Below are 19,140 nucleotides of genomic sequence, written 5' to 3'. Positions count from 1 at the left end.
TTTGGTTTTAAAAATTGTTCGATAACACAAGTAGACTAGTTAAAAAAATTTACAATCCTCATTGTTTGAATTCCGTGTTTCACGTTCTTCAGCCGGATTTCGTTCTACTTCCACGGACGCCGCTAAAAGTGGAAAAAAGCGGTTTAACCGGCCGGGGCTATTCTGAGGAGCAAAAGGCACATGGACAAAATATTGGGTCAAAATAGGGAAGAATTCGGACCGGTTTCTCAATCGCCGATCTGGCCGTTGGTTCGGTCTTATTATCGGCAGATGGGAATAAATGCCTGGCATGCATCAGCCGTCCCCAATTACATTACCACCAATCCATTTATTGCCAGTTGCTATGCGAAAGTGATCGACGGTTTTTTCGCTGATTTTGCGAAACCTCGAAAAACACCTTCATCGGAGGAGCCTTTTTACATTATCGAGCTTGGTGCGAGGGCCGGCCGGTTTGGCTATTGTTTTTTAAAGCATTTTTTTCCGAACTTGAAATGTCCATCCGAGCCAATCGAAAATTTGTCTATGTAATGACGGATATCAGCAAGGCCAACATAGAGTTCTGGAAAAAACATCCACAGCTCCAGTGCTTTATAAAGCAGGGTGTGCTGGATTTTGCCTATCTGGATGTTATGGACCAGGAACCTATCGAACTTTTGATTTCAGGTCGGATACTTGCTGTTGGAAAACCAGCAATCCTATGGGGGTAATCGCAAATTATGTTTTTGACGGTCTTCCTCATGATTTGTTCGAAATCCGAAACGGTCAATTACGAACACGACATATTCGGTGTAAATTGGACCCGGTCGCGGACGATATTTCTGACATAGCAAAAACGGCAACAATCGACTATCAGGACACAGACTGCGCCAAAAATTATTATCGTCATACGGGATGGAATGCCCTTCTTGACAAATACCGAACTGAGGAGAAAAACCTGAATTTTGCCGTTCCGGTTGGGGGATTGACGGCGATTGAGAAAATGTCCTCCTTGACAACCGGACCGATGTTTATGATCGCCAGTGATTTTGGCGATAGTGATATGTCAGCCATTCGAAGCCTGCCGAAACGACATGTTGCGACCAATGGCTGTTACTCGGTTCGGGTCAATTTTCACGCCGTTTCAAAATATCTGGAGCAGATAGGCGGCAATTTTTACGCACCTGAACATTCAAAGTCTTCATTAGAAACCGTTGGTTTGGTGACAAATCTGGGTAAATCAAAATACAAAAGCCTTACCCATGCTTTTCAATCGCATATCAGAAATTTTGGTCCCGATGAATTTTTCATGTTGAAGAAAGTTGTGGAGCGGAATTTCGACAGTCATAATTTTCAAAATATTATTGGCCTCTTGCGAATAAGCCATTGGGATGCAAAATTTTTCTGTGGATGTGCACCGGCTTTGAAAGAAAGCCTTGAAACGCTGGATCTCTGGCAAAAAAAGGCGGTTGTTCAGGTTTTGTGCAACGTTGATGATACGTATTTCAGATGCGACAATACCGTGGATCCGTCGATTTTGATCATCGATATGCTTTTGGCACTGGGCGAGCATAACTGTGCTCAGGAAATGTTTTGCAAAAATGAAAAATTTCTTCGACAAACGGCAACCGGAAAGATAGAAGCCGATCGATTAAGGGCTGCAATAAATTAAGCCTTCCCATCGAATGCGAAACTGGAATTTCATATAAAATTTGAATTTTGTCGGTAACAGAATATAAACTGATTACTGATATGCCTACTCAATCATCAATGATCTATCAATATGAGAAAATGGGACGCAATGGCACATAAAGGTATTATTCTGGCAGGCGGTACAGGCAGTCGATTACATCCGCTGACAATCAGTGTGAGCAAGCAATTGATGCCGGTGTATGACAAACCGATGATCTATTACCCGCTAACCTCTTTGATGCTGGCGGGAATTAGGGATATTCTGATCATTACAACACCTCTGGAGCAAGCTGTCTTTCAACATTTATTAGGCGATGGTAGCAAGTGGGGACTTAACCTCACATATGCGAAGCAACCGTCACCGGATGGGCTGGCACAGGCTTTTATTATTGGTGAAAAACATATTGGCGACGATCATTCCTCGCTCATACTGGGCGATAATATCTTCTATGCTAACATGTTCGAGACATTGCTGGAAAATGCTCAAAAACGCGAGCACGGGGCGACTATTTTCGGATATCATGTGTCGGATCCCGAGGCCTATGGTGTCGCAGAATTTGACGCGAGCGGAAAAGTGACGGGAGTCGAAGAAAAACCGACGCATCCAAAATCCAATATCGCCATTACCGGATTGTATTTCTACGACAATCAAGTCATTGACTTCGCTCGGCATTTGAAACCCAGTGCGCGCGGCGAACTGGAAATTACCGACCTTAATCGATTATATCTCGACCGGGGTGAATTAAGTATGGAATTACTGGGGCGCGGCAGTGCTTGGCTCGATACGGGAACTTATGACAACCTGCTGGAAGCTTCGCATTTCGTCCAGACAATCGAAAAACGACAAGGTCTTAAAGTGGCCTGTCCGGAAGAAATTGCCTTCCAAAAAGGCTATATATCCGCAACAGAACTCGCGGCTCTTGCGGAACCGTTGAGAAAGAGCGGATATGGTGAATATCTACTCTCTCTCCTGGATTAATAGAGAAATCATATCAATTCACCGCATTAATAGAGAAATCATATTAATCCGCGTTTTTGTAAGGAGTCGACTATGAAGGCCGCCGCATCTTCGGCGCTCATTTTCGCACCATCTATGACCAGTTCGGCATTTTCTGGACGTTCATAGGCTGAATCTATCCCGGTGAAATTCTTGATTTCACCGGCGCGGGCTTTTTTATAAAGGCCCTTGATGTCGCGTTCCTCACAGATTTCCAAAGGCGTATCAACAAACACTTCCAGGAATTCACCGTCTTCTAGAAGGCTGCGCGCCATCTGACGTTCACTTCTAAAGGGCGAAATAAACGACACCAATGTTATCAATCCCGCATCAACCAGCAATCTGGATGTTTCTCCGACCCGGCGGATATTTTCGACGCGATCGGCATCGGTAAATCCAAGATCCTTGTTCAATCCGTGGCGCACATTGTCGCCGTCCAGCAAATATGTGTGCTTATTGAGAGTATGCAGTTTCTTTTCGACCAGATTGGCGATTGTTGATTTTCCGGATCCGGAGAGGCCGGTAAACCAGAGAACGGACGCCTTTTGATCCTTTTGTGATGATCGGGCTGCCTTATGGATATCCACCGATTGCCAATGAATATTATCCGCCCTGCGAAGTGCAAAATCAATGGTGCCAGCGGCCACTGTCGCGTTTGTATATCGGTCTATCAGAATAAACGAGCCTGTTTGCCGATTGTCCACATATGGATCAAAAGAAACGGCCTTGTCCAACGTTATGTTGCAAATACCAATTTCATTAAGTTCCAGCGTTTTCGTCGCCATATGTTCCAGAGTATTGACATTGACTTTATATTTCAAGTCACTGATTTTACTGGAAATAAGAGATGTTCCAATTTTAATCAGATAGTTCCGACCGGGGAGCATGGGCGTGTCATGCATCCAGACAACGCGTGCACTGAATTGATCGGCGGTGGCGGGGCGATCAGTTGTTTGACATAGAACATCACCGCGGCTGATATCAATTTCATCTGTGAGGGTGAGGGTGACTGCCTGACCGACTTGCGCAGTTTCCAGATCACCATCAAACGTAACAATCCGCGAAACCGTACTTGCTTGACCGGAAACCGGCTCAACGACGGCATCGCCAACTAGAACGGTCCCGCTGGCGATGGTCCCGGAAAAGCCTCGAAAGTCGAGATTGGGCCGATTAACCCATTGAACTGGCAGGCGAAACGGTTCCTTGCTGACGTCACGACCAAAATCGACAGTTTCAAGATACTCAAGGATCGTTGGCCCTTGATACCAGGGCATGGCCGGGCTCAACGCAATCATATTATCGCCGTTCAAGGCGGAGACGGCGATGGTTTGGATTGTTTCGAAATTCAGTTGCCGGGCAAAAGCTTCATAGTCGGCTTTGATTTTTGTATAAATGGCTTCATCATAATCCACCAAATCCATTTTATTGATGGCAAGGACAATTTTCTTGATACCGAGAAGAGATACCAGATAACTATGGCGCATGGTTTGTGTCAGCATGCCTTTACGAGCATCGACAAGAATCACGGCGAGATCAGCAGTCGATGCGCCGGTGACCATATTGCGCGTATATTGTTCGTGGCCCGGTGTATCGGCAACAATGAACTTACGTTTGTCCGTCGTGAAGAAACGATAAGCGACATCAATGGTGATCCCTTGCTCCCTCTCAGCTTGCAGGCCATCAAGGAGGAGGGCATAGTCGATATTGCCGCCCTGGGTGCCGATACGTTTGCTTTCCGCCGTCAATGTTGCCAGTTGATCTTCAAACAGTAGTTTTGTGTCCCAGAGCAAGCGGCCAATAAAGGTACTTTTTCCATCATCGACGCTGCCGCAAGTTATAAACCGCAATAGATCCTTTTGTTCCTGCGATTTGAGATAGTCGTCAATTTCAGTTTTTGCTGTTTCTGTTGAAGTCGACATTAGAAATAGCCCTCCTGCTTTTTCTTCTCCATGGATCCGGCTTGATCCTTGTCGATCAACCGGCCCTGTCGCTCTGATGTACGCGTAACAAGCATTTCCTGGATGATTTCCGGCAGCGTTGTTGCGGTAGATTCTATTGCGCCGGTTAGAGGATAACAACCGAGGGTCCTAAATCGAATGGATTTCATTTGCGGCGTTTCGTCAGCTTCTAGCGGTAAGCGATCATCATCAACCATTAGCAGCATGCCGTCGCGTTCAACGACGGGCCGTTCTGCGGCAAAATATAGAGGCACAATGGGAATGTCTTCGCGATAGATATATTGCCAGATATCAAGTTCGGTCCAGTTTGACAGGGGGAAAGCGCGTATGCTTTCGCCAGTCCGGACGCGACCATTATATAAAGACCATAACTCTGGCCGTTGATTTTTCGGATCCCAACGGTGGTTTTTGCTGCGAAAGGAAAAAACGCGCTCTTTGGCGCGAGAGGCTTCTTCATCGCGCCGGGCACCGCCAAAGGCCGCGTCGAATTTATATTTATCCAGCGCTTGCTTAAGCGCCTCAGTTTTCATTATATCTGTATGAAGGGCTGAGCCATGGGTAAATGGACCGATACCCTGGGCGACGCCCTCTGGGTTAATATGCACGAGGAGATCCAGGTCATATTCTTCTACCATCTTTTCGCGAAAGGAAATCATCTCCTTGAATTTCCAGGTTGTATCCACGTGTAACAAAGGAAAGGGAATAGGAGAGGGGTAAAATGCTTTGCGGGCGAGATGCAAAAGAACAGCAGAATCCTTGCCGATGGAATACATCATGACCGGTCTTTCAAATTCCGAGACAACTTCCCGAAATATCTGAATACTTTCGGCTTCCAGTTGCTGAAGGTGGGTCAAATGTGACGTCATGGTAAGAACTCACTTCTTTCATCTCTTTATTGGCCTGATGTGGCCCGCAACGCAAGGGATTACCGAAAAACCAATTCGATAACAAGCCTTAACTGCTCTTAATTACAAAATAAATTGTTATTAAATATTATTAGTACCTATGTTTTGTAAAACTATAGATAAGCCGCCTGAAAATAATTACAACATGACCGCAGACCAGAGGCAAAATTTGACATTTAGACACGAATTGCCAACAGCTTTATAATAGGTTAAGCGGAAAACCATTGAATGCGACCGTTTCGGCCCGTATTATGCCTTCGAGCAACATCGGTGAGACGCAAGATGACATCTACTTCTCTGCTTTGTAGCATTTTATGCGGGAGGATATTTATATCGAGAGTGATTTTGCCTATACGGATACTAAGCTTGCGTGTCCGGAGTGCGATCTTGTGCATGCTATCGCTGATATTAAAGAAGGTGAGCAGGGCCGCTGCATCAGATGCGGGGCGCTGTTATTTGTCCGCCATAGAAACAGCCTTGATAGAGCGCTGGCTTTTGCGCTAACAGGATTACTTTTCTTTATTCTGGCCAACATGTTCCCGCTTTTGACCTTTGAATTGGACGGTCGTTCGCAGTCAAACAGATTGATTGATGGAGCGATCGCTTTTTTGAATGAGGGATATTGGGAATTGGGGATTGTCGTTTTCGTCTCGAGTGTATTGGCGCCTATGATGGTTCTTCTCGTCATTATTTCCTTGCTGTTGCCGTTGCGGCTAAATCGATTGCCTATCAATCCACAACTCCAAATCCGGTTGCTTGTTCATCTTAGACCTTGGGCAATGTCAGAGATTTTTATTTTAGGCATAATTGTTGCCTTTGTGAAGCTAAGCGATTTTGCGGAAGTAAGTGTGGGTTTGTCACTCTTCGCCTTCGTCTTGATGGTGGCGGCCACGGTAATGGCGTATCTGACGCTGGATGATGATGCCCTTTGGTCACGATTGGAAGAAGTGAAATCATGACTGAACAATATGTCACAGCGCAGTCCATGGATGCCGTTTCCTGCCCGTTATGCGGCTTGTTAGTGTCAAACTCGTATCGGCAAACGAAATCTAATCACTGCCCCCGCTGTGAGGGTGAACTCACCTCCCGAAAAAAGAATAGCCTTCAGCGTACCTGGGCTTTGCTGATTGCTGCAGCAATTCTTTATGTTCCTGCGAATGTTTATCCAATACTGACCCTGGTGTCCTTCGGTAAATCGACAACTAATACCATAATGGGTGGGGTCATCGAACTCTTTCATTCTGGACAATGGACCATTGCTGCAATTGTTTTTATTGCAAGTGTGATGGTGCCGATATTTAAAATAGTGGCCTTGTTCTTTTTGGTTATCACAGTTCAGTTCAAAGTGGGATGGCAGCCTAAGAAGCGCGCTATCTTATACCGGTTCACGGAGTTTATTGGGCGCTGGTCAATGATTGATATTTTTATGATTTCTATCCTTATTGCTCTTGTTAAATTACAAGCCATTGCTACGGTGGAAGCTGGTGTTGGCGCAATAGCTTTTGCGGCGGTTGTTATAATTACGATGTCTGCCGCCATGACGTTTGATCCGCGTTTGATTTGGGATAAATCGAGGGAAAAAGTATGACCGAAGAAAATAATTTGGACGTACCACAAGCGAAAATTCGTCGCGGTTACGGGAGTTTGCTCAGTATTTGGCTCGTTCCGATTATTGCCCTGGGCGTCGCCGGTTTTCTAATCGTTAAAACCGTTGCAGAGCGGGGAACAGAAATTTCGGTTATTTTTGAAAATGCCGAAGGGATGACGCCCGGTAAAACTCAGTTGAAATTCAAGGATGTCAATATCGGGTTGGTAAAACGGATTGATATTCTGGACGACGAGAAGGGTGTAAGCGCGGTTGTCGATGTCAATCGCGAAGCGGACAAGTACCTGACGGATACGGCGCGGTTTTGGGTTGTCTCACCGTCAATCGGATTACAAGGCGTTACAGGACTGGAAACGATCTTATCCGGAGCCTTTATCGAAATTGATCCTGGCAAAGGCGGCGAACGTAAAGAGAAATTCGACGGATTGGCAACGCCGCCAGTCATCACATCTACGGACAAGGGCACGGAATATGTTTTGTCGACGACCAGTTTGGGAAATATTGGTCGGGGAACCCCGGTTGTCTTTAGAGGATTGCGGGTAGGGACCGTACTTGGGTACCGTTTGGCAAAAGATAATGATTCCATCGACGTCTATACTTTCGTGAAGGCGCCATTTGACGACCTGGTGTTAGAGGGAACAAATTTTTGGAATGCTGGTGGTGTCAATATCAGTGTCTCGACCTCTGGTATTGAAGTCGGTGCTGAATCACTTCAGGCGCTGCTTACAGGAGCCGTCGAATTTGATACCCAATCTATTTATAAGAATACCTGGAAAGCGGAAAGCGGGCATAAGTTTGAGCTATATAAGAACTTAAAAACCAAGGAAGACGCCAAATATACTGAAAAAGCAGATTATGTTTTGTATTTTGCAGGGTCAGTTAGTGGTCTCGCCGTGGACGCCCCCGTCGAATTTCGCGGCATTAGAATTGGGACGGTAAAAGAAATCACGCTGGAGATTGACGAAGAAAAAAAGAAATATCATATCCCGGTGTTGATAGAAATTGAGCCACAAAGGATTAGTATCACCGATGCGGGCAAGAAATTACTATCGGTAGTCGAAGCCGGTAATTTGCGCAAGAAGATCATTGAAAATCTGATCATGAGGGGCTTGAAAGCCAAGTTAAAATCAGCGAATTTCCTGACGGGTCAATTGATTGTTGATTTGGTGTTATCCCCAGACACCGAACCAGTTTTTCTTGCAACAAATGACAAGTATCCTGAAATTCCGACCGTGCCGGCGGACATCGAGAAAATTACGACTTCTGTCGCCCAATTGGTGGAAAAATTCAGTAAACTTCCGATTGAAGAACTCGGTCGTAATTTGACGGAAACTGTTGGTGGCATCGACAAATTCATTAATTCCGGAGAGTTGCAGTCAACCATCGCCGAATACCGAAAATTGGCGGTTACTGTTCGTAAAGTTGCAGAAAGCTTTGATGAAAAAACACTGCCGCAAATCGGCATGACACTTACGGAAACCCAGGATGCCATCAAGAAAATTGATGCAACACTTGCGACGGCAGAAAAAATGTTCAGTTCAGCGAATAGTCTGATTGCTGATGGATCACCGTTCAAATATGATTTGACGGTGATGCTTCAGGAGTTATCTGCTGCAAGCCGGGCGGTCCGCGGATTGGCTGAATTTCTGGAACGGAATCCCAGTGCGTTGATTAGCGGGAAAAGATAGTGATGAAGATGAAAATCTGGAGTGATGGTATCATGAGAAAATTTTTGGCTGTTATTGGACTAGTCGTATTGACAAGCGCGTGCGCCGGCCTGCCTGGATCCGCGCCAACAAATTTTTACGTCATTAAACCGGCTGCCGGGCTCGCACCTGAGGCTGCGGCAAAAGATCTGCCCGAGGGCATAAGTGTCGGAGTTGGACCTATCCAAATTCCGGGATATGCGGATCGCGCCCAGATTATTACGTTTGATGCGGGTTCCCGAGTGACCGTTGCTGATTTCGATCATTGGGCGGCTCCCCTCGGCGATACGATCAAGCGCATTTCCAGTGCAAATGTTGCCGCCTTACTGGGGGAAGAGAACGTCTTTCCTTATCCGGCAGATTTTCGCCCGGATCAACGAGCTCTGCAGATCGCGCTTGAAATCGTTGATATCGGGCAGCTTGAAGACGGGCGGGCGTGGGTGAATGCTCGCTGGCATGTGAAACGACTTTATGACAACCAAGTCGCGATGCGAGGTTCCGGCAGCTATGAAGAACCAACAACCGCCGGCGACTATGACAGTTATGCGGAAGGTTTAAGTGTAATCTTTGGCCGTCTGGCAAAGGATCTGGTGGCCTCGCTCGATAAGGTCCAGTTTAACGCGACCACAAACTAACGAAGTGGTCCGTCTGTGTGCAATGGTGATTTCTCTTGATATTGGAATAAGCGGATGTCGAAACCAAACGTCCTTTTCATAACAATCGACCAATGGCGTGCAGATAGTCTGGGCGCCACAGGCGATGCCGTGATCCAAACGCCAGTTCTGGATAGTTTATGTCGCGATGGTGTTGCCTTCTTGAACCATTATAGCTGTTCTGCACCCTGCGGGCCGTCACGGGCGACATTGCTTACCGGAATGTATCCCAGTAATCATCGATCCATTCTTAACGGCACGCCGTTAAATGGTGGCCTCACCAATATCGCCTTTGAAGCCAGAAAATCAGGATATGATCCGGTATTATTCGGCTACACGGATACAACACCGGATCCGCGGGTCCTTGGTGCGTCTGATCCCGCCTTTCGAACATATGAAGGGGTCTTACCCGGGTTTACAGTTGGTATGAATATAACATCAGACTGCGAACCCTGGCTTACCTATCTCAGAGATAAAGAGTATTCGGTAAAGGGGGAGGGATATGACGTTTATTATCCGGATCCAGACTTTAGTATTCCAGCGGGACGACATTCGACTTTTGCGCCGACCAGTTTCAAAGGGGAAGACAGTGAAACAGCCTGGTTGACGGAATGTGTGTTGAAGGACTTACAGTCTGAAGCCAGTGATCCTTTCTTCTACCATGTTTCCTATCTGCGGCCGCATCCGCCTTTTATCGCGACACCGGAGTTACATGACTTGTATCAGCCGGGGCAGATGAAAGAGCCTATTCGCGTGCGCAGTCAGCAAGAAATGGCCGAACAGCATCCGTTCCTTGATTTTGCCTACCAGAAAGTCCGGCAAGAAGATTATTTCATGGAAGGCGAAGGCCTGGCTGCTGATCTGGAAGTAGAAGATGTCTTGCAAATCCGGGCAACTTATAAGGCGCTGGTGACCGAAACGGATCAAAACATTGGAAAGATTGTCGCGAACCTGAAAGAAAAGGGTGAGTATGACAACACTTTGATAGTTGTTACGACGGATCATGGCGAGCAACTTGGCGATCATTATCTGTTCGGTAAGCTCGGCTTTTTTGATCAGAGCTTTCATATTCCACTGATCATCAAGCCACCGAAAAACTGGGGCGTTAAAGCAGGTGAAACTGTATCTGCTTTTACGGAGTCAGTCGATATTATGCCAACGATCCTTGACGGGATTGGCCGGCCTGTTCCCCGCCAGTGCAATGGATACTCGTTATCCCCCTTGCTGCACGGGGAAACGCCCGCTAATTGGCGGGATGCCGTTCATTGGCTCTTTGATTTCCGCGATCCGCTAGGGGGAAGGTCTGAAGCTTTTTTTGATATGCCGTCGTCGGATTGCAATGTCCTGGTACATCGGGATGCAGACTTTAAATATGTACATTTCGCCAATCTGCCGCCATTGCTGTTTGATATGCGAAATGACCCGGAAGAATCTCGAAATTTGGCTGAAGAGCCGGACTACCAAGCTGTTGTTCTGCATTATGCCCAGAAATTGCTGTCATGGCGCATGCGCCATGAGTATTCGGAACTGGATAACCTCATTACCTCGGACGACGGGCTGACAGAGAACAGCTTGGTGATTACGGAGCTTTAATTTCGTTTGGAAGGCTTTTGCCGGCAAAGAACGCATCTAGGTTATCCAGGCACATAAAGCCCATGGCATTGCGTGTTTCCACCGTCGCGCTCCCGATATGAGGCAGCACAAACAGATTGTCTAACTCAAGATAATCTTTATTGAGGGCAGGTTCGTTTTCAAAGACATCTAGCCCCGCCGCTGCGACCTTACCAGACTTTAAGGCGCGGATCAGCGCCGCATCCTCGACAACACCGCCGCGCGCGGTATTCACGATAACTGTCCGATCCGGCATTTTAGAAATACTGTCATCATTAACAAAATACTTTGTTTCCGCCGACAGGGGGCAATTGATCGACAGAAAATCACAAACAGGTAAAAAGCTATCGGCTGTTTCGTGGAAAATAGCATTTTCCAGCCCGGGCGCCTCAATTTTGCGCCGGTTATGGTAGTGAATTTGCATATCAAATCCTTGCGCCCGCCTTGCGACAGCCTGACCAATTCGCCCCATGCCCAGAATACCAAGACGTTTGCCGGTGACATGCACGCCAAGAAATTGATTGGGCTCCCATCTTGTCCAGCCGCCGGCTCGCAAAGTCCCCGCGGACATATGAGCCATCCGAGCTGCCCCTAGCAGGCATAACAAGGCAACATCTGCTGTGGCGTCGGTGAGGACATCGGGTGTGTTGCTTAAGCGGATGCCACGTACTGCTGCGGCCGGAACATCTATATGGTCGTAACCAACAGAAAAAGTCGCAATCATTTTAACACGCTCTGGCAATGCTGATATCAATTCTGAATTTATGGCTTCTGTCCCGGCGCATAAAATTGCATCGACGTCTTGCGATAGTTTCAGGATTTCAGCCATGCCCATGGGATGATCGTCATCATTGGTAACCGCATCATAGGTTCCACGTATCCGTGCCATCACATCAAGTGGAAAGTTTCTGGTTACCAGTAGGCGGGATTTGGAAGTCATGACAGGTCCTACAATAGCGTGTACAAATTAGTTCGTATGCTTAGCACATAATCTCAAGGACGAGAAAGTGTGTAAAACATGTAAAATAAAAAAGGCGAAGGAACAGGGATGGAGTGGAAAGCTGAACGGGATGCGTTGATCGATACGGTCCGCGCTATGAACAATTTAGGCATTAATCAAGGGTCTTCTGGAAACGCTTCTATTCGGATTGATAGTGGTTATTTGATAACACCGTCTGGCGTTGCTTATGATGATATGCGGCTAGAGGATATTGTAAAGATGTCCTTTGATGGATCATATGAAAACCAGGATGGTCGCCGGAAACCATCAAGCGAATGGCGTTTTCATCAGGACTTGTTGGCGGCCCGCCCGGATTTCGATGCAATTCTTCATACGCATGGCAAGGCGGTCATGACTCTCGCCTGCCATCGCCGTGAAATCCCGCCATTTCACTATATGATTGCTCTGGCGGGCGGACATACAATTCGCTGTGCGGATTACGCGACATTTGGCACACAAGCACTTTCGGATAATGTCGTGATCGCAATGGAGGATCGTAAAGCTTGTTTGATGGCCAATCACGGTTTGCTGGTCGGTGAGGCAAACCTGAACAATGCCTTGTCCTTGGCTGTAGAAGTGGAGACTTTGTGTGATACTTATTGGCGTGCGCTACAGCTAGGTGATCCTGTACTGTTGACTTCCGAACAAATGGATGAAGTGCAGGAGAAATTTCAAAAAGGATACGGTATCGCTTCGTCATAATTGAGGAGACTGAGAAGCCTCTTAAAAGCTCTATCGCCAACTTAAAAAAACCGGTAAAATGTCTATTCAAATAATGTCGAGGAGATAACAATGACAATAACAATATCCAAAGCAGAATTTTTGAACTCAGTTGGAACTGAATATGGTCCAGGTGACTGGTTCAAGGTTGATCAGGAGCGGATCAATCAGTTTGCCAGTGCTACTGACGATTATCAGTTTATACATGTTGATCCAGAAGCCGCTAAAGATACACCCTTTGGGACGACAATTGCCCATGGGTTTTTAAGTTTGTCGCTGTTGGCTGCTTTGGTCCCGAAAATTCAGCCAAAGCCGGATAACGTCAAAATGGGAATTAACTACGGTATCGACAAATTGCGGTTTTTGCAGCCGGTCAAGGTTGATAGTGAAATTCGCGCCAAGAGCAAAATTCTCAGCATCAATGAGAAACGTCCCGGGCAATATTTGACGAAATCTGAAGTTACAGTGGAAATCAAAGGTGAGGCCAAACCTGCATTAATTATTGAATGGTTGGGAATGACCATTCTTGACGAATAAAAATCATACAAAAAGCTAAAGTAAAATTAAAGGAGACGTTATGAGCATTCGGTTTGACGGCAGAGTGGCAATTGTCACGGGCGCTGGAAATGGTCTTGGGCGGTGTCATGCCATTAGCCTGGCGGAACGTGGCGCGAAAGTCGTCGTAAATGATCTTGGGGGCACCCGGGACGGCAGCGGCGGATCGTCAGATGCGGCAAGAGCGGTAGTTGCGGAAATTGAAGCTGCGGGCGGTGAAGCGATTGCCAATGGGGCGAACGTCGCGGACATGGATCAGGTTCAGGCGATGGTCGATGAGGCCAAGGAAAAGTGGGGGCGTGTTGATATTCTGGTGAATAACGCTGGGGTTCTCCGCGATAAATCCTTTTCAAAGGTAGAAATTGAAGATTTTAATTTTGTCCTGGACGTCCATCTTATGGGATCGGTTAATTGTTCCAAAGCCGTGTGGCCGATTATGCGCGAACAAGGCTATGGCAGAATTGCCATGACCACATCGTCTAGCGGCATGTACGGAAATTTTGGTCAAACCAACTACGGCGCGGCGAAAATGGGTGTTATTGGTCTGATGAATACACTTGTACTGGAAGGTGCAAAATACGGCATCAAAGTCAACGCGCTATCACCTTGCGCGGCAACTCGGATGACGGAAGATATTATTCCTGAGAATCTACTGGGCCTGTTAACACCGGAATCAGTGACCCCGGCGTTATTGTTCATTGTCTCCGATGACGCGCCAAACCGGACGATTATCACAGCCGGTGCCGGTACATTTGCCCGGACGATTGTCTATGAAACGGGTGGTAAATGGTTGCCTGAAGAAGATCAGACACCTGAGAAGATCGCCGAGAACTGGGCGGAAATTTCGGATGCGGCCTCGCAGAAGGAATATACAAGCGGTAATGATCAAACCCAAAATATGCTGACAAAAGCGGCGACCGGGCTTGGCATCAAACTTTAAATTGTATCAAACTTATAATTAGGGCAGGCTCAGGTTGCGCCTGCCTTTTTTTGTTTGCGGTCGAACGCACGTCCATAGGTCGATGAGTTTCGATATGATTGAAAAGAGCAGCCATGTTTGAGACGACGCCTAATTTGTTTCTTCAAAGTTATGCATCGCCTTGGCTTGATCGATTTATGCTGGGGGTTACCTGGACTGGAAGCGAAACATTTATCGTCGGTTTGCTTTGCGTTGTCGGGCTGGGTGTTGATTTTCGACGCGGATTTATTCTTCTGCAAATTTTACTGATCGCTTTCATTTCAAGTGATGTTCTGAAAACAATTTTTGCACTTCCTCGGCCTTATTACCTGGATGCTTCACTTTTAGATTTTGGATCGCTACCAAAGGGAACTATTGCACTGAAAGATGCAGCTGCGAATGTCTTTTTTGGATTGATTCCAGACAGCTCCATCGCGGTCTATCGTAACTATGCGCAAGGTATTGATAGTTATGGATTTCCTTCCGGTCACACAGTCGGTGCGGTTGTCCTTTGGGGCGGACTGGCTCTGGTGTTTCGTAAAAAGACGGCTCTGTTATGGGCGGGGATCATGATAATGTTGATGATGCTGTCTCGGCTGTATCTGGCACGCCATTTTTTGGCAGATGTTTTAGCCGGGGCGTCAATCGGAGTTTTGTGGTTACTTATGGCCCGATATCTGCTGGATCATCTCGATGCGAACACGTTGTTTCTTAGATCGACATTTAGTCTGACGACCAATGCCAAAGTGGCTTATTTGTTATTGTCGATAGCATTTATTGTGCCGTTGGTAATCATGGCGACTGGTCACGGCGATGTTGGGAGGCAATCGGCTTTTATGGGGATTAACGCTGCCTTTCTAGCTTTGTTATTCCTAAATATATCCATAGAAAGTGGTAATTGGTGGCAGCGAGCAATCCGTACTCTTCTAGGTTTTGGACTTTTCTTTGGAACAAACAGTCTGGTTAAACTCTTGCCTATGTCCCATGACGATGTTGGTTATTTGATCCTAAAAGGGTTCTTGCCGCCCTTCATTTTGTTTGTACTTGCTTATTCAATTATGTCCCTTTTTATGACATCGGAGCAAAAACAAACGCCGCCTCTCAACCGTATCTAACCGTTGAGACGCGACGCCTGATTTAATCAGTCGAGAAAAGGTAAGTTAAGATTGTTTTCCCGCGCGCAGTCTTGGGCTATCTCATAGCCGGCGTCTGCGTGTCGCATGACACCTGTCGCCGGATCGTTAAACAAAACCCGCTCAATGCGCTTGTCCGCCTCTTCAGTGCCATCACAAACAATGACCATTCCCGCATGTTGGGAAAACCCCATGCCGACGCCGCCGCCATGATGCAAACTGACCCAGGTGGCGCCACTGGCTGTGTTAAGAAGGGCATTTAGAAGAGGCCAGTCTGATACGGCATCGGACCCGTCTTTCATGGATTCTGTTTCACGGTTCGGGCTTGCGACCGAACCACTGTCCAGATGATCCCGGCCAATGACAACAGGGGCTTTCAATTCGCCGGTGCGAACCATTTCGTTAAAGGCAAGGCCAAGGCGGTGACGCTGGCCTAATCCAACCCAACAAATACGTGAAGGAAGTCCTTGAAACTTAATGCGTTTTTTGGCCATATCAAGCCAATTATGAAGGTGAGGGTCATCTGGTATAAGTTCTTTAACTTTCGCATCAGTCTTGTAAATATCTTCTGGATCACCTGAAAGAGCGGCCCAGCGGAACGGGCCAATACCTCGGCAAAATAACGGGCGAATATAGGCCGGGACAAAACCGGGAAAATTAAAGGCATCGGTGACACCTTCTTCCAGTGCAACTTGACGAATGTTATTTCCGTAGTCGACAGTCGCGATCCCTTTTTCTTTGAATCCCAGCATTGATCGGACCTGAATAGCCATGGATTTGCGCGCTGCTGCTTCAACGGCCTTTGGATCACTTTCTCGTTTGTCTTCCCACTCCGCGAGAGTCCAGCCTTGGGGCAGGTAACCATTGATGGGATCATGTGCAGATGTCTGGTCTGTGACCAGGTCCGGTAAATAGTCTCCAGCCAGAATTTGCGGGAAAATGTCAGCCGCATTGCCGAGAAGACCAACGGATACGGGCTCGTTGTTCTTGGCCGCTTCTCGAATAAGATCCAACGCTTCATCTAGAGTATCTGCTTTTTTATCCAAATATCCGGAACGTAAGCGAAAATCTATACTGCTTGGCCGGCATTCGATGGCCAACATCGAGGCGCCCGCCATTGTCGCGGCAAGCGGTTGTGCGCCACCCATACCGCCCAAACCTCCCGTCAGAAACCATTTTCCACTGAGGTCTCCGTCAAAATGCTGGCGCCCAGCTTCGACAAAAGTTTCATATGTGCCTTGGACAATGCCCTGACTCCCGATATAGATCCAGGAACCTGCCGTCATCTGGCCATACATCATCAGGCCTTTTTTATCGAGTTCGTTAAAATGGTCCCAGGTTGCCCAATGAGGAACGAGGTTCGAATTAGCAATCAATACGCGCGGGGCATTTTCATGGGTTTTAAAGACACCAACGGGTTTTCCCGATTGCACAAGCAATGTTTCGTCGATGTTTAAATCTCGGAGTGATTTTTGAATTTGATCAAAGCATTGCCAATTACGTGCTGCCCGCCCAATGCCGCCATAAACCACCAGTTCATGCGGACGTTCTGCGACGTCTGGATCAAGATTATTCATCAGCATGCGTAAGGGCGCTTCTGTTTGCCAACTTTTACAAGAAAGTTCTGTGCCTGTTGGGGCTTTGATGGTGCGTGAATTGTCCAGTCTATCGTTCATTTGAATGTTCCCTCATTCCGGCCGGTATGTCTCATTGGCCCAGTCAAGCATGGCTTGTAATAATTTCTTTAAGGTTGGTTGAAGCTGTTGCGCTTTTTCTTCTTGATAGGAAAACGGCGGAATTTCTTCCATATAATCTTCCTGTGCCAATTCGAGTTGTACGGCATGGACATCATTGTCCGGGTCTCCATAGTGGCGCGTAATAAATCCGCCCTTGAACCGGCCATTAAGTGCATGGCTGTAAGGGGAATTTGCCGCAATCTTTTCCAGTGTATGTTCAAGCTCAGGAACCGTTGTAATGCCATTTCCGGTACCAAGATTGAGCGTTGGCAGGCGCCCTTCAAAAAACCGTGGCAGGACGGATCGGATTGAGTGGCAATCAAAGAGTAGAGCAAAGCCGTGGATTTCCTTGATACGTTTAATTTCCATTTCAAGTGCGTCGTGATAAGGCTGCCAATAGGTGATGCGGCGTTTTTTGACTTCGGCATCGTTGGGTATTTCGTTGTCTTTATATAACGGAGCATCGTCAAACAGCGAGGTAGGGCAAAGTTCGGTAACACTTTGGCCAGGATACAGCGACGCGCCGCTTGGGTCCCTGTTAAGATCGATTACGTAACGCGAATGGGTGGCCGTAAGAACTGTGGCGTCGAGTGTTTCGGCGATGTTTTCGTACAAACGATCAATATGCCAATCCGTATCCGCCTTCAGATTTCCATCTGCCGTCAGCCGAGAGGAAATCTCCGGCGGTATTTCCAGGCCGACATGGGGCTGACTTAAAAGCAATGGCGACGACCTTTGCGTTAAAGTGTATGTTTCGGACATTTTACTAAATTCCTGAAATTGAAGGCAAATAATCTGAAAATTTCCGACTTAACTTTCCGCCAGTAACTAAATTCTTTGCTGCTTCCAAATCCGGAGCAAAAAACCGGTCTTCATCGTAGGCATCAACTACTTGACGGATTTCCGTAAACAGTTTTTGCAAGGGTGGTGAGGATATGAGTGGGCGCCTGAATTCAAGCCCTTGTGCTGCAGCAAGCAATTCAATGCCAACTATGGCCGCCGTATTCTCCGCCATTCGAAGCAGACGGCGTGCGCCATGGGTGGCCATACTGACATGGTCTTCCTGATTTGCAGATGTTGGAATACTGTCTACAGATGCAGGGTGGGATTGTTGTTTATTTTCACTGGCCAGAGCGGCCGCCGTGACATGAGCGATCATAAAGCCAGAGTTGACGCCGGGATTTTTCACAAGGAATGCTGGCAGGCCACTGATACTGGTATCGATTAGCATGGCGATCCGTCTTTCCGACATGGCGCCAATTTCGGCGATGGCAAGCGCGAGGTTATCGGCAATCAGCGCGATCGGCTCCGCATGAAAATTTCCGCCAGAGATCACTTCGCCGGTCTCGACGAAAACAAGAGGGTTATCTGACACCGCGTTGGCTTCAATGCTAAGGACCTTTGCCGCATGCCTGATCTGGTCAAGGCAGGCTCCCATAACCTGAGGCTGGCAGCGAAGACAGTAGGGGTCTTGTACCTTTTCACATTCTTCATGGGATTTGCGAATTTCGCTGTCTTTCGTCAGGTCGCGATAGCTTTTAGCCATATCCATTTGGCCGATTTGTCCGCGCGCCTCATGGATGCGGGCGTCAAACGGTGCATCTGTACCTTTTGCCGCATCCAGCGACAGGCTACCGGCGAGGGTCGCCGCATCCAATAGCTTTTCAGCTTCGAACAATCCGGCAAGGGCGAGGGCCGTTGAAACCTGTGTTCCGTTGAGTAGCGCTAACCCTTCTTTCGGTCCCAACTCAAGGGGAGTTAATCCGGCTTTGTCGAGAGCTTTCGCAGCGACCGTTGGGACACCTTCTATATTGATGTCACCGTAGCCCAGAAGGGCGGCACTCATATGGGCGAGAGGGGCCAAATCACCTGAAGCGCCAACGGATCCCTTCGCCGGAATGCATGGATACATACCTTTGTTCAGAACAGCCAAT

19 protein-coding genes are annotated in these 19,140 nt (G+C 47.4%); 13 read left to right on the top strand and 6 right to left on the bottom strand.

Annotation, left to right across the window (positions count from 1 at the left end):
• Positions 1–180 precede the first annotated feature (180 nt).
• From V7723_RS16935 to rfbA, 4 genes are all read left to right on the top strand, one after another.
• Positions 181–528, top strand: coding sequence for a hypothetical protein (locus V7723_RS16935; RefSeq protein WP_335685676.1), 348 nt, complete (start codon positions 181–183; stop codon positions 526–528).
• On the top strand, positions 528–707 hold the full coding sequence (locus tag V7723_RS16930; RefSeq protein WP_335685675.1) for a hypothetical protein: 180 nt from the start codon (positions 528–530) through the stop codon (positions 705–707). Before V7723_RS16935 ends, V7723_RS16930 begins: the two co-directional genes overlap by 1 nt.
• Complete coding sequence (locus V7723_RS16925) at positions 698–1,648, top strand: hypothetical protein (RefSeq protein ID WP_335685674.1); 951 nt, start codon at positions 698–700, stop codon at positions 1,646–1,648. The genes V7723_RS16930 and V7723_RS16925 overlap by 10 nt, the downstream gene beginning before the upstream one ends.
• 129 nt (positions 1,649–1,777) lie before the next feature.
• Positions 1,778–2,647, top strand: coding sequence for a glucose-1-phosphate thymidylyltransferase RfbA (gene rfbA / locus V7723_RS16920; RefSeq protein WP_335685673.1), 870 nt, complete (start codon positions 1,778–1,780; stop codon positions 2,645–2,647).
• 38 nt (positions 2,648–2,685) lie between these two features.
• Here rfbA and cysN read toward each other — a convergent pair whose 3' ends face one another.
• Together cysN and cysD are read right to left on the bottom strand one after the other, a co-directional pair.
• Entirely contained in the window at positions 2,686–4,584 is a 1,899-nt protein-coding gene (cysN, locus tag V7723_RS16915) for a sulfate adenylyltransferase subunit CysN (protein ID WP_335685672.1), read from the bottom strand.
• The gene (cysD, locus tag V7723_RS16910) at positions 4,584–5,489 is read right to left on the bottom strand and encodes a sulfate adenylyltransferase subunit CysD (RefSeq protein WP_335685671.1); all 906 of its coding nucleotides are present in this window, start codon (positions 5,487–5,489) and stop codon (positions 4,584–4,586) included. The genes cysN and cysD overlap by 1 nt, the downstream gene beginning before the upstream one ends.
• 353 nt (positions 5,490–5,842) lie before the next feature.
• Here cysD and V7723_RS16905 point away from each other — a divergent pair, with 353 nt between their 5' ends.
• The 5 genes from V7723_RS16905 to V7723_RS16885 are packed head-to-tail and all read left to right on the top strand — an operon-like array spanning position 5,843 to position 11,086.
• Positions 5,843–6,487, top strand: coding sequence for a paraquat-inducible protein A (locus V7723_RS16905; RefSeq protein ID WP_335685670.1), 645 nt, complete (start codon positions 5,843–5,845; stop codon positions 6,485–6,487).
• Positions 6,484–7,116, top strand: coding sequence for a paraquat-inducible protein A (locus V7723_RS16900; RefSeq protein WP_335685669.1), 633 nt, complete (start codon positions 6,484–6,486; stop codon positions 7,114–7,116). Before V7723_RS16905 ends, V7723_RS16900 begins: the two co-directional genes overlap by 4 nt.
• A complete protein-coding gene (locus tag V7723_RS16895) occupies positions 7,113–8,822 on the top strand; it encodes a PqiB family protein (RefSeq protein ID WP_335685668.1) in 1,710 nt (569 codons plus the stop codon). The genes V7723_RS16900 and V7723_RS16895 overlap by 4 nt, the downstream gene beginning before the upstream one ends.
• A 2-nt stretch (positions 8,823–8,824) precedes the next feature.
• Positions 8,825–9,475, top strand: coding sequence for a PqiC family protein (locus V7723_RS16890; protein WP_335685688.1), 651 nt, complete (start codon positions 8,825–8,827; stop codon positions 9,473–9,475).
• A 54-nt stretch (positions 9,476–9,529) separates the two neighbouring features.
• Entirely contained in the window at positions 9,530–11,086 is a 1,557-nt protein-coding gene (locus V7723_RS16885) for an alkaline phosphatase family protein (protein ID WP_335685667.1), read from the top strand.
• On the opposite strand, the gene V7723_RS16880 is transcribed toward V7723_RS16885, so the two are convergent.
• Positions 11,073–12,044 carry a 2-hydroxyacid dehydrogenase gene (locus V7723_RS16880; RefSeq protein WP_335685666.1) on the bottom strand — a complete coding sequence of 324 codons (972 nt, stop codon included), beginning with the start codon at positions 12,042–12,044 and terminating at the stop codon, positions 11,073–11,075. The two genes, V7723_RS16885 and V7723_RS16880, sit on opposite strands and share 14 nt — an antisense overlap.
• 108 nt (positions 12,045–12,152) lie before the next feature.
• On the opposite strand from V7723_RS16880, the gene V7723_RS16875 reads away from it, so the two are divergent.
• The 4 genes from V7723_RS16875 to V7723_RS16860 all read left to right on the top strand — a co-directional run bounded on the left by V7723_RS16875 (position 12,153) and on the right by V7723_RS16860 (position 15,452).
• Positions 12,153–12,806, top strand: coding sequence for a class II aldolase/adducin family protein (locus tag V7723_RS16875; RefSeq protein WP_335685665.1), 654 nt, complete (start codon positions 12,153–12,155; stop codon positions 12,804–12,806).
• Between the two features lie 90 nt (positions 12,807–12,896).
• Positions 12,897–13,361 carry a MaoC family dehydratase gene (locus V7723_RS16870; protein WP_335685664.1) on the top strand — a complete coding sequence of 155 codons (465 nt, stop codon included), beginning with the start codon at positions 12,897–12,899 and terminating at the stop codon, positions 13,359–13,361.
• Between the two features lie 40 nt (positions 13,362–13,401).
• Positions 13,402–14,319 (top strand): SDR family NAD(P)-dependent oxidoreductase, encoded by a 918-nt coding sequence (locus tag V7723_RS16865; RefSeq protein WP_335685663.1) that lies wholly within the window; start codon positions 13,402–13,404, stop codon positions 14,317–14,319.
• 113 nt (positions 14,320–14,432) lie between these two features.
• Positions 14,433–15,452: a phosphatase PAP2 family protein gene (locus V7723_RS16860; protein WP_335685662.1), complete on the top strand. Its 1,020-nt coding sequence runs from the start codon at positions 14,433–14,435 to the stop codon at positions 15,450–15,452.
• 26 nt (positions 15,453–15,478) lie between these two features.
• Here the strand turns inward: V7723_RS16860 and hutU are convergent, their stop codons facing one another.
• The 3 genes from hutU to hutH all read right to left on the bottom strand — a co-directional run.
• Positions 15,479–17,146: a urocanate hydratase gene (gene hutU, locus V7723_RS16855; RefSeq protein ID WP_335685661.1), complete on the bottom strand. Its 1,668-nt coding sequence runs from the start codon at positions 17,144–17,146 to the stop codon at positions 15,479–15,481.
• A 12-nt stretch (positions 17,147–17,158) separates the two neighbouring features.
• Positions 17,159–17,968, bottom strand: a complete 810-nt coding sequence (gene hutG, locus V7723_RS16850; RefSeq protein ID WP_335685660.1) for an N-formylglutamate deformylase — start codon at positions 17,966–17,968, stop codon at positions 17,159–17,161.
• Positions 17,969–17,972: 4 nt separating this feature from the next.
• A partial coding sequence (gene hutH / locus V7723_RS16845; protein ID WP_335685659.1) for a histidine ammonia-lyase occupies positions 17,973–19,140 on the bottom strand: 1,168 nt, incomplete at its 5' end.

Source organism: Sneathiella sp. (assembly GCF_036960985.1).
GTDB lineage: Bacteria > Pseudomonadota > Alphaproteobacteria > Sneathiellales > Sneathiellaceae > Sneathiella.
The sequence above is the reverse complement of the archived record's forward strand: the minus strand, read 5'-3'. Positions and strand labels throughout refer to the sequence as shown.

What these genes read in the sequence shown, in the direction of transcription:
- V7723_RS16935 (WP_335685676.1), top strand. Translation starts at nt 181, where the DNA reads ATGGACAAAATATTGGGTCAAAATAGGGAAGAATTCGGACCGGTTTCT.
- V7723_RS16870 (WP_335685664.1), top strand. Translation starts at nt 12,897, where the DNA reads ATGACAATAACAATATCCAAAGCAGAATTTTTGAACTCAGTTGGAACT.
- V7723_RS16900 (WP_335685669.1), top strand. Translation starts at nt 6,484, where the DNA reads ATGACTGAACAATATGTCACAGCGCAGTCCATGGATGCCGTTTCCTGC.
- hutG (WP_335685660.1), bottom strand. Translation starts at nt 17,968, where the DNA reads ATGTCCGAAACATACACTTTAACGCAAAGGTCGTCGCCATTGCTTTTA.
- cysD (WP_335685671.1), bottom strand. Translation starts at nt 5,489, where the DNA reads ATGACGTCACATTTGACCCACCTTCAGCAACTGGAAGCCGAAAGTATT.
- V7723_RS16925 (WP_335685674.1), top strand. Translation starts at nt 698, where the DNA reads ATGGGGGTAATCGCAAATTATGTTTTTGACGGTCTTCCTCATGATTTG.
- V7723_RS16895 (WP_335685668.1), top strand. Translation starts at nt 7,113, where the DNA reads ATGACCGAAGAAAATAATTTGGACGTACCACAAGCGAAAATTCGTCGC.
- hutU (WP_335685661.1), bottom strand. Translation starts at nt 17,146, where the DNA reads ATGAACGATAGACTGGACAATTCACGCACCATCAAAGCCCCAACAGGC.
- V7723_RS16930 (WP_335685675.1), top strand. Translation starts at nt 528, where the DNA reads ATGACGGATATCAGCAAGGCCAACATAGAGTTCTGGAAAAAACATCCA.
- V7723_RS16905 (WP_335685670.1), top strand. Translation starts at nt 5,843, where the DNA reads ATGCGGGAGGATATTTATATCGAGAGTGATTTTGCCTATACGGATACT.
- V7723_RS16880 (WP_335685666.1), bottom strand. Translation starts at nt 12,044, where the DNA reads ATGACTTCCAAATCCCGCCTACTGGTAACCAGAAACTTTCCACTTGAT.
- cysN (WP_335685672.1), bottom strand. Translation starts at nt 4,584, where the DNA reads ATGTCGACTTCAACAGAAACAGCAAAAACTGAAATTGACGACTATCTC.
- V7723_RS16885 (WP_335685667.1), top strand. Translation starts at nt 9,530, where the DNA reads ATGTCGAAACCAAACGTCCTTTTCATAACAATCGACCAATGGCGTGCA.
- V7723_RS16875 (WP_335685665.1), top strand. Translation starts at nt 12,153, where the DNA reads ATGGAGTGGAAAGCTGAACGGGATGCGTTGATCGATACGGTCCGCGCT.
- rfbA (WP_335685673.1), top strand. Translation starts at nt 1,778, where the DNA reads ATGGCACATAAAGGTATTATTCTGGCAGGCGGTACAGGCAGTCGATTA.
- V7723_RS16865 (WP_335685663.1), top strand. Translation starts at nt 13,402, where the DNA reads ATGAGCATTCGGTTTGACGGCAGAGTGGCAATTGTCACGGGCGCTGGA.
- V7723_RS16860 (WP_335685662.1), top strand. Translation starts at nt 14,433, where the DNA reads ATGTTTGAGACGACGCCTAATTTGTTTCTTCAAAGTTATGCATCGCCT.
- V7723_RS16890 (WP_335685688.1), top strand. Translation starts at nt 8,825, where the DNA reads ATGAAGATGAAAATCTGGAGTGATGGTATCATGAGAAAATTTTTGGCT.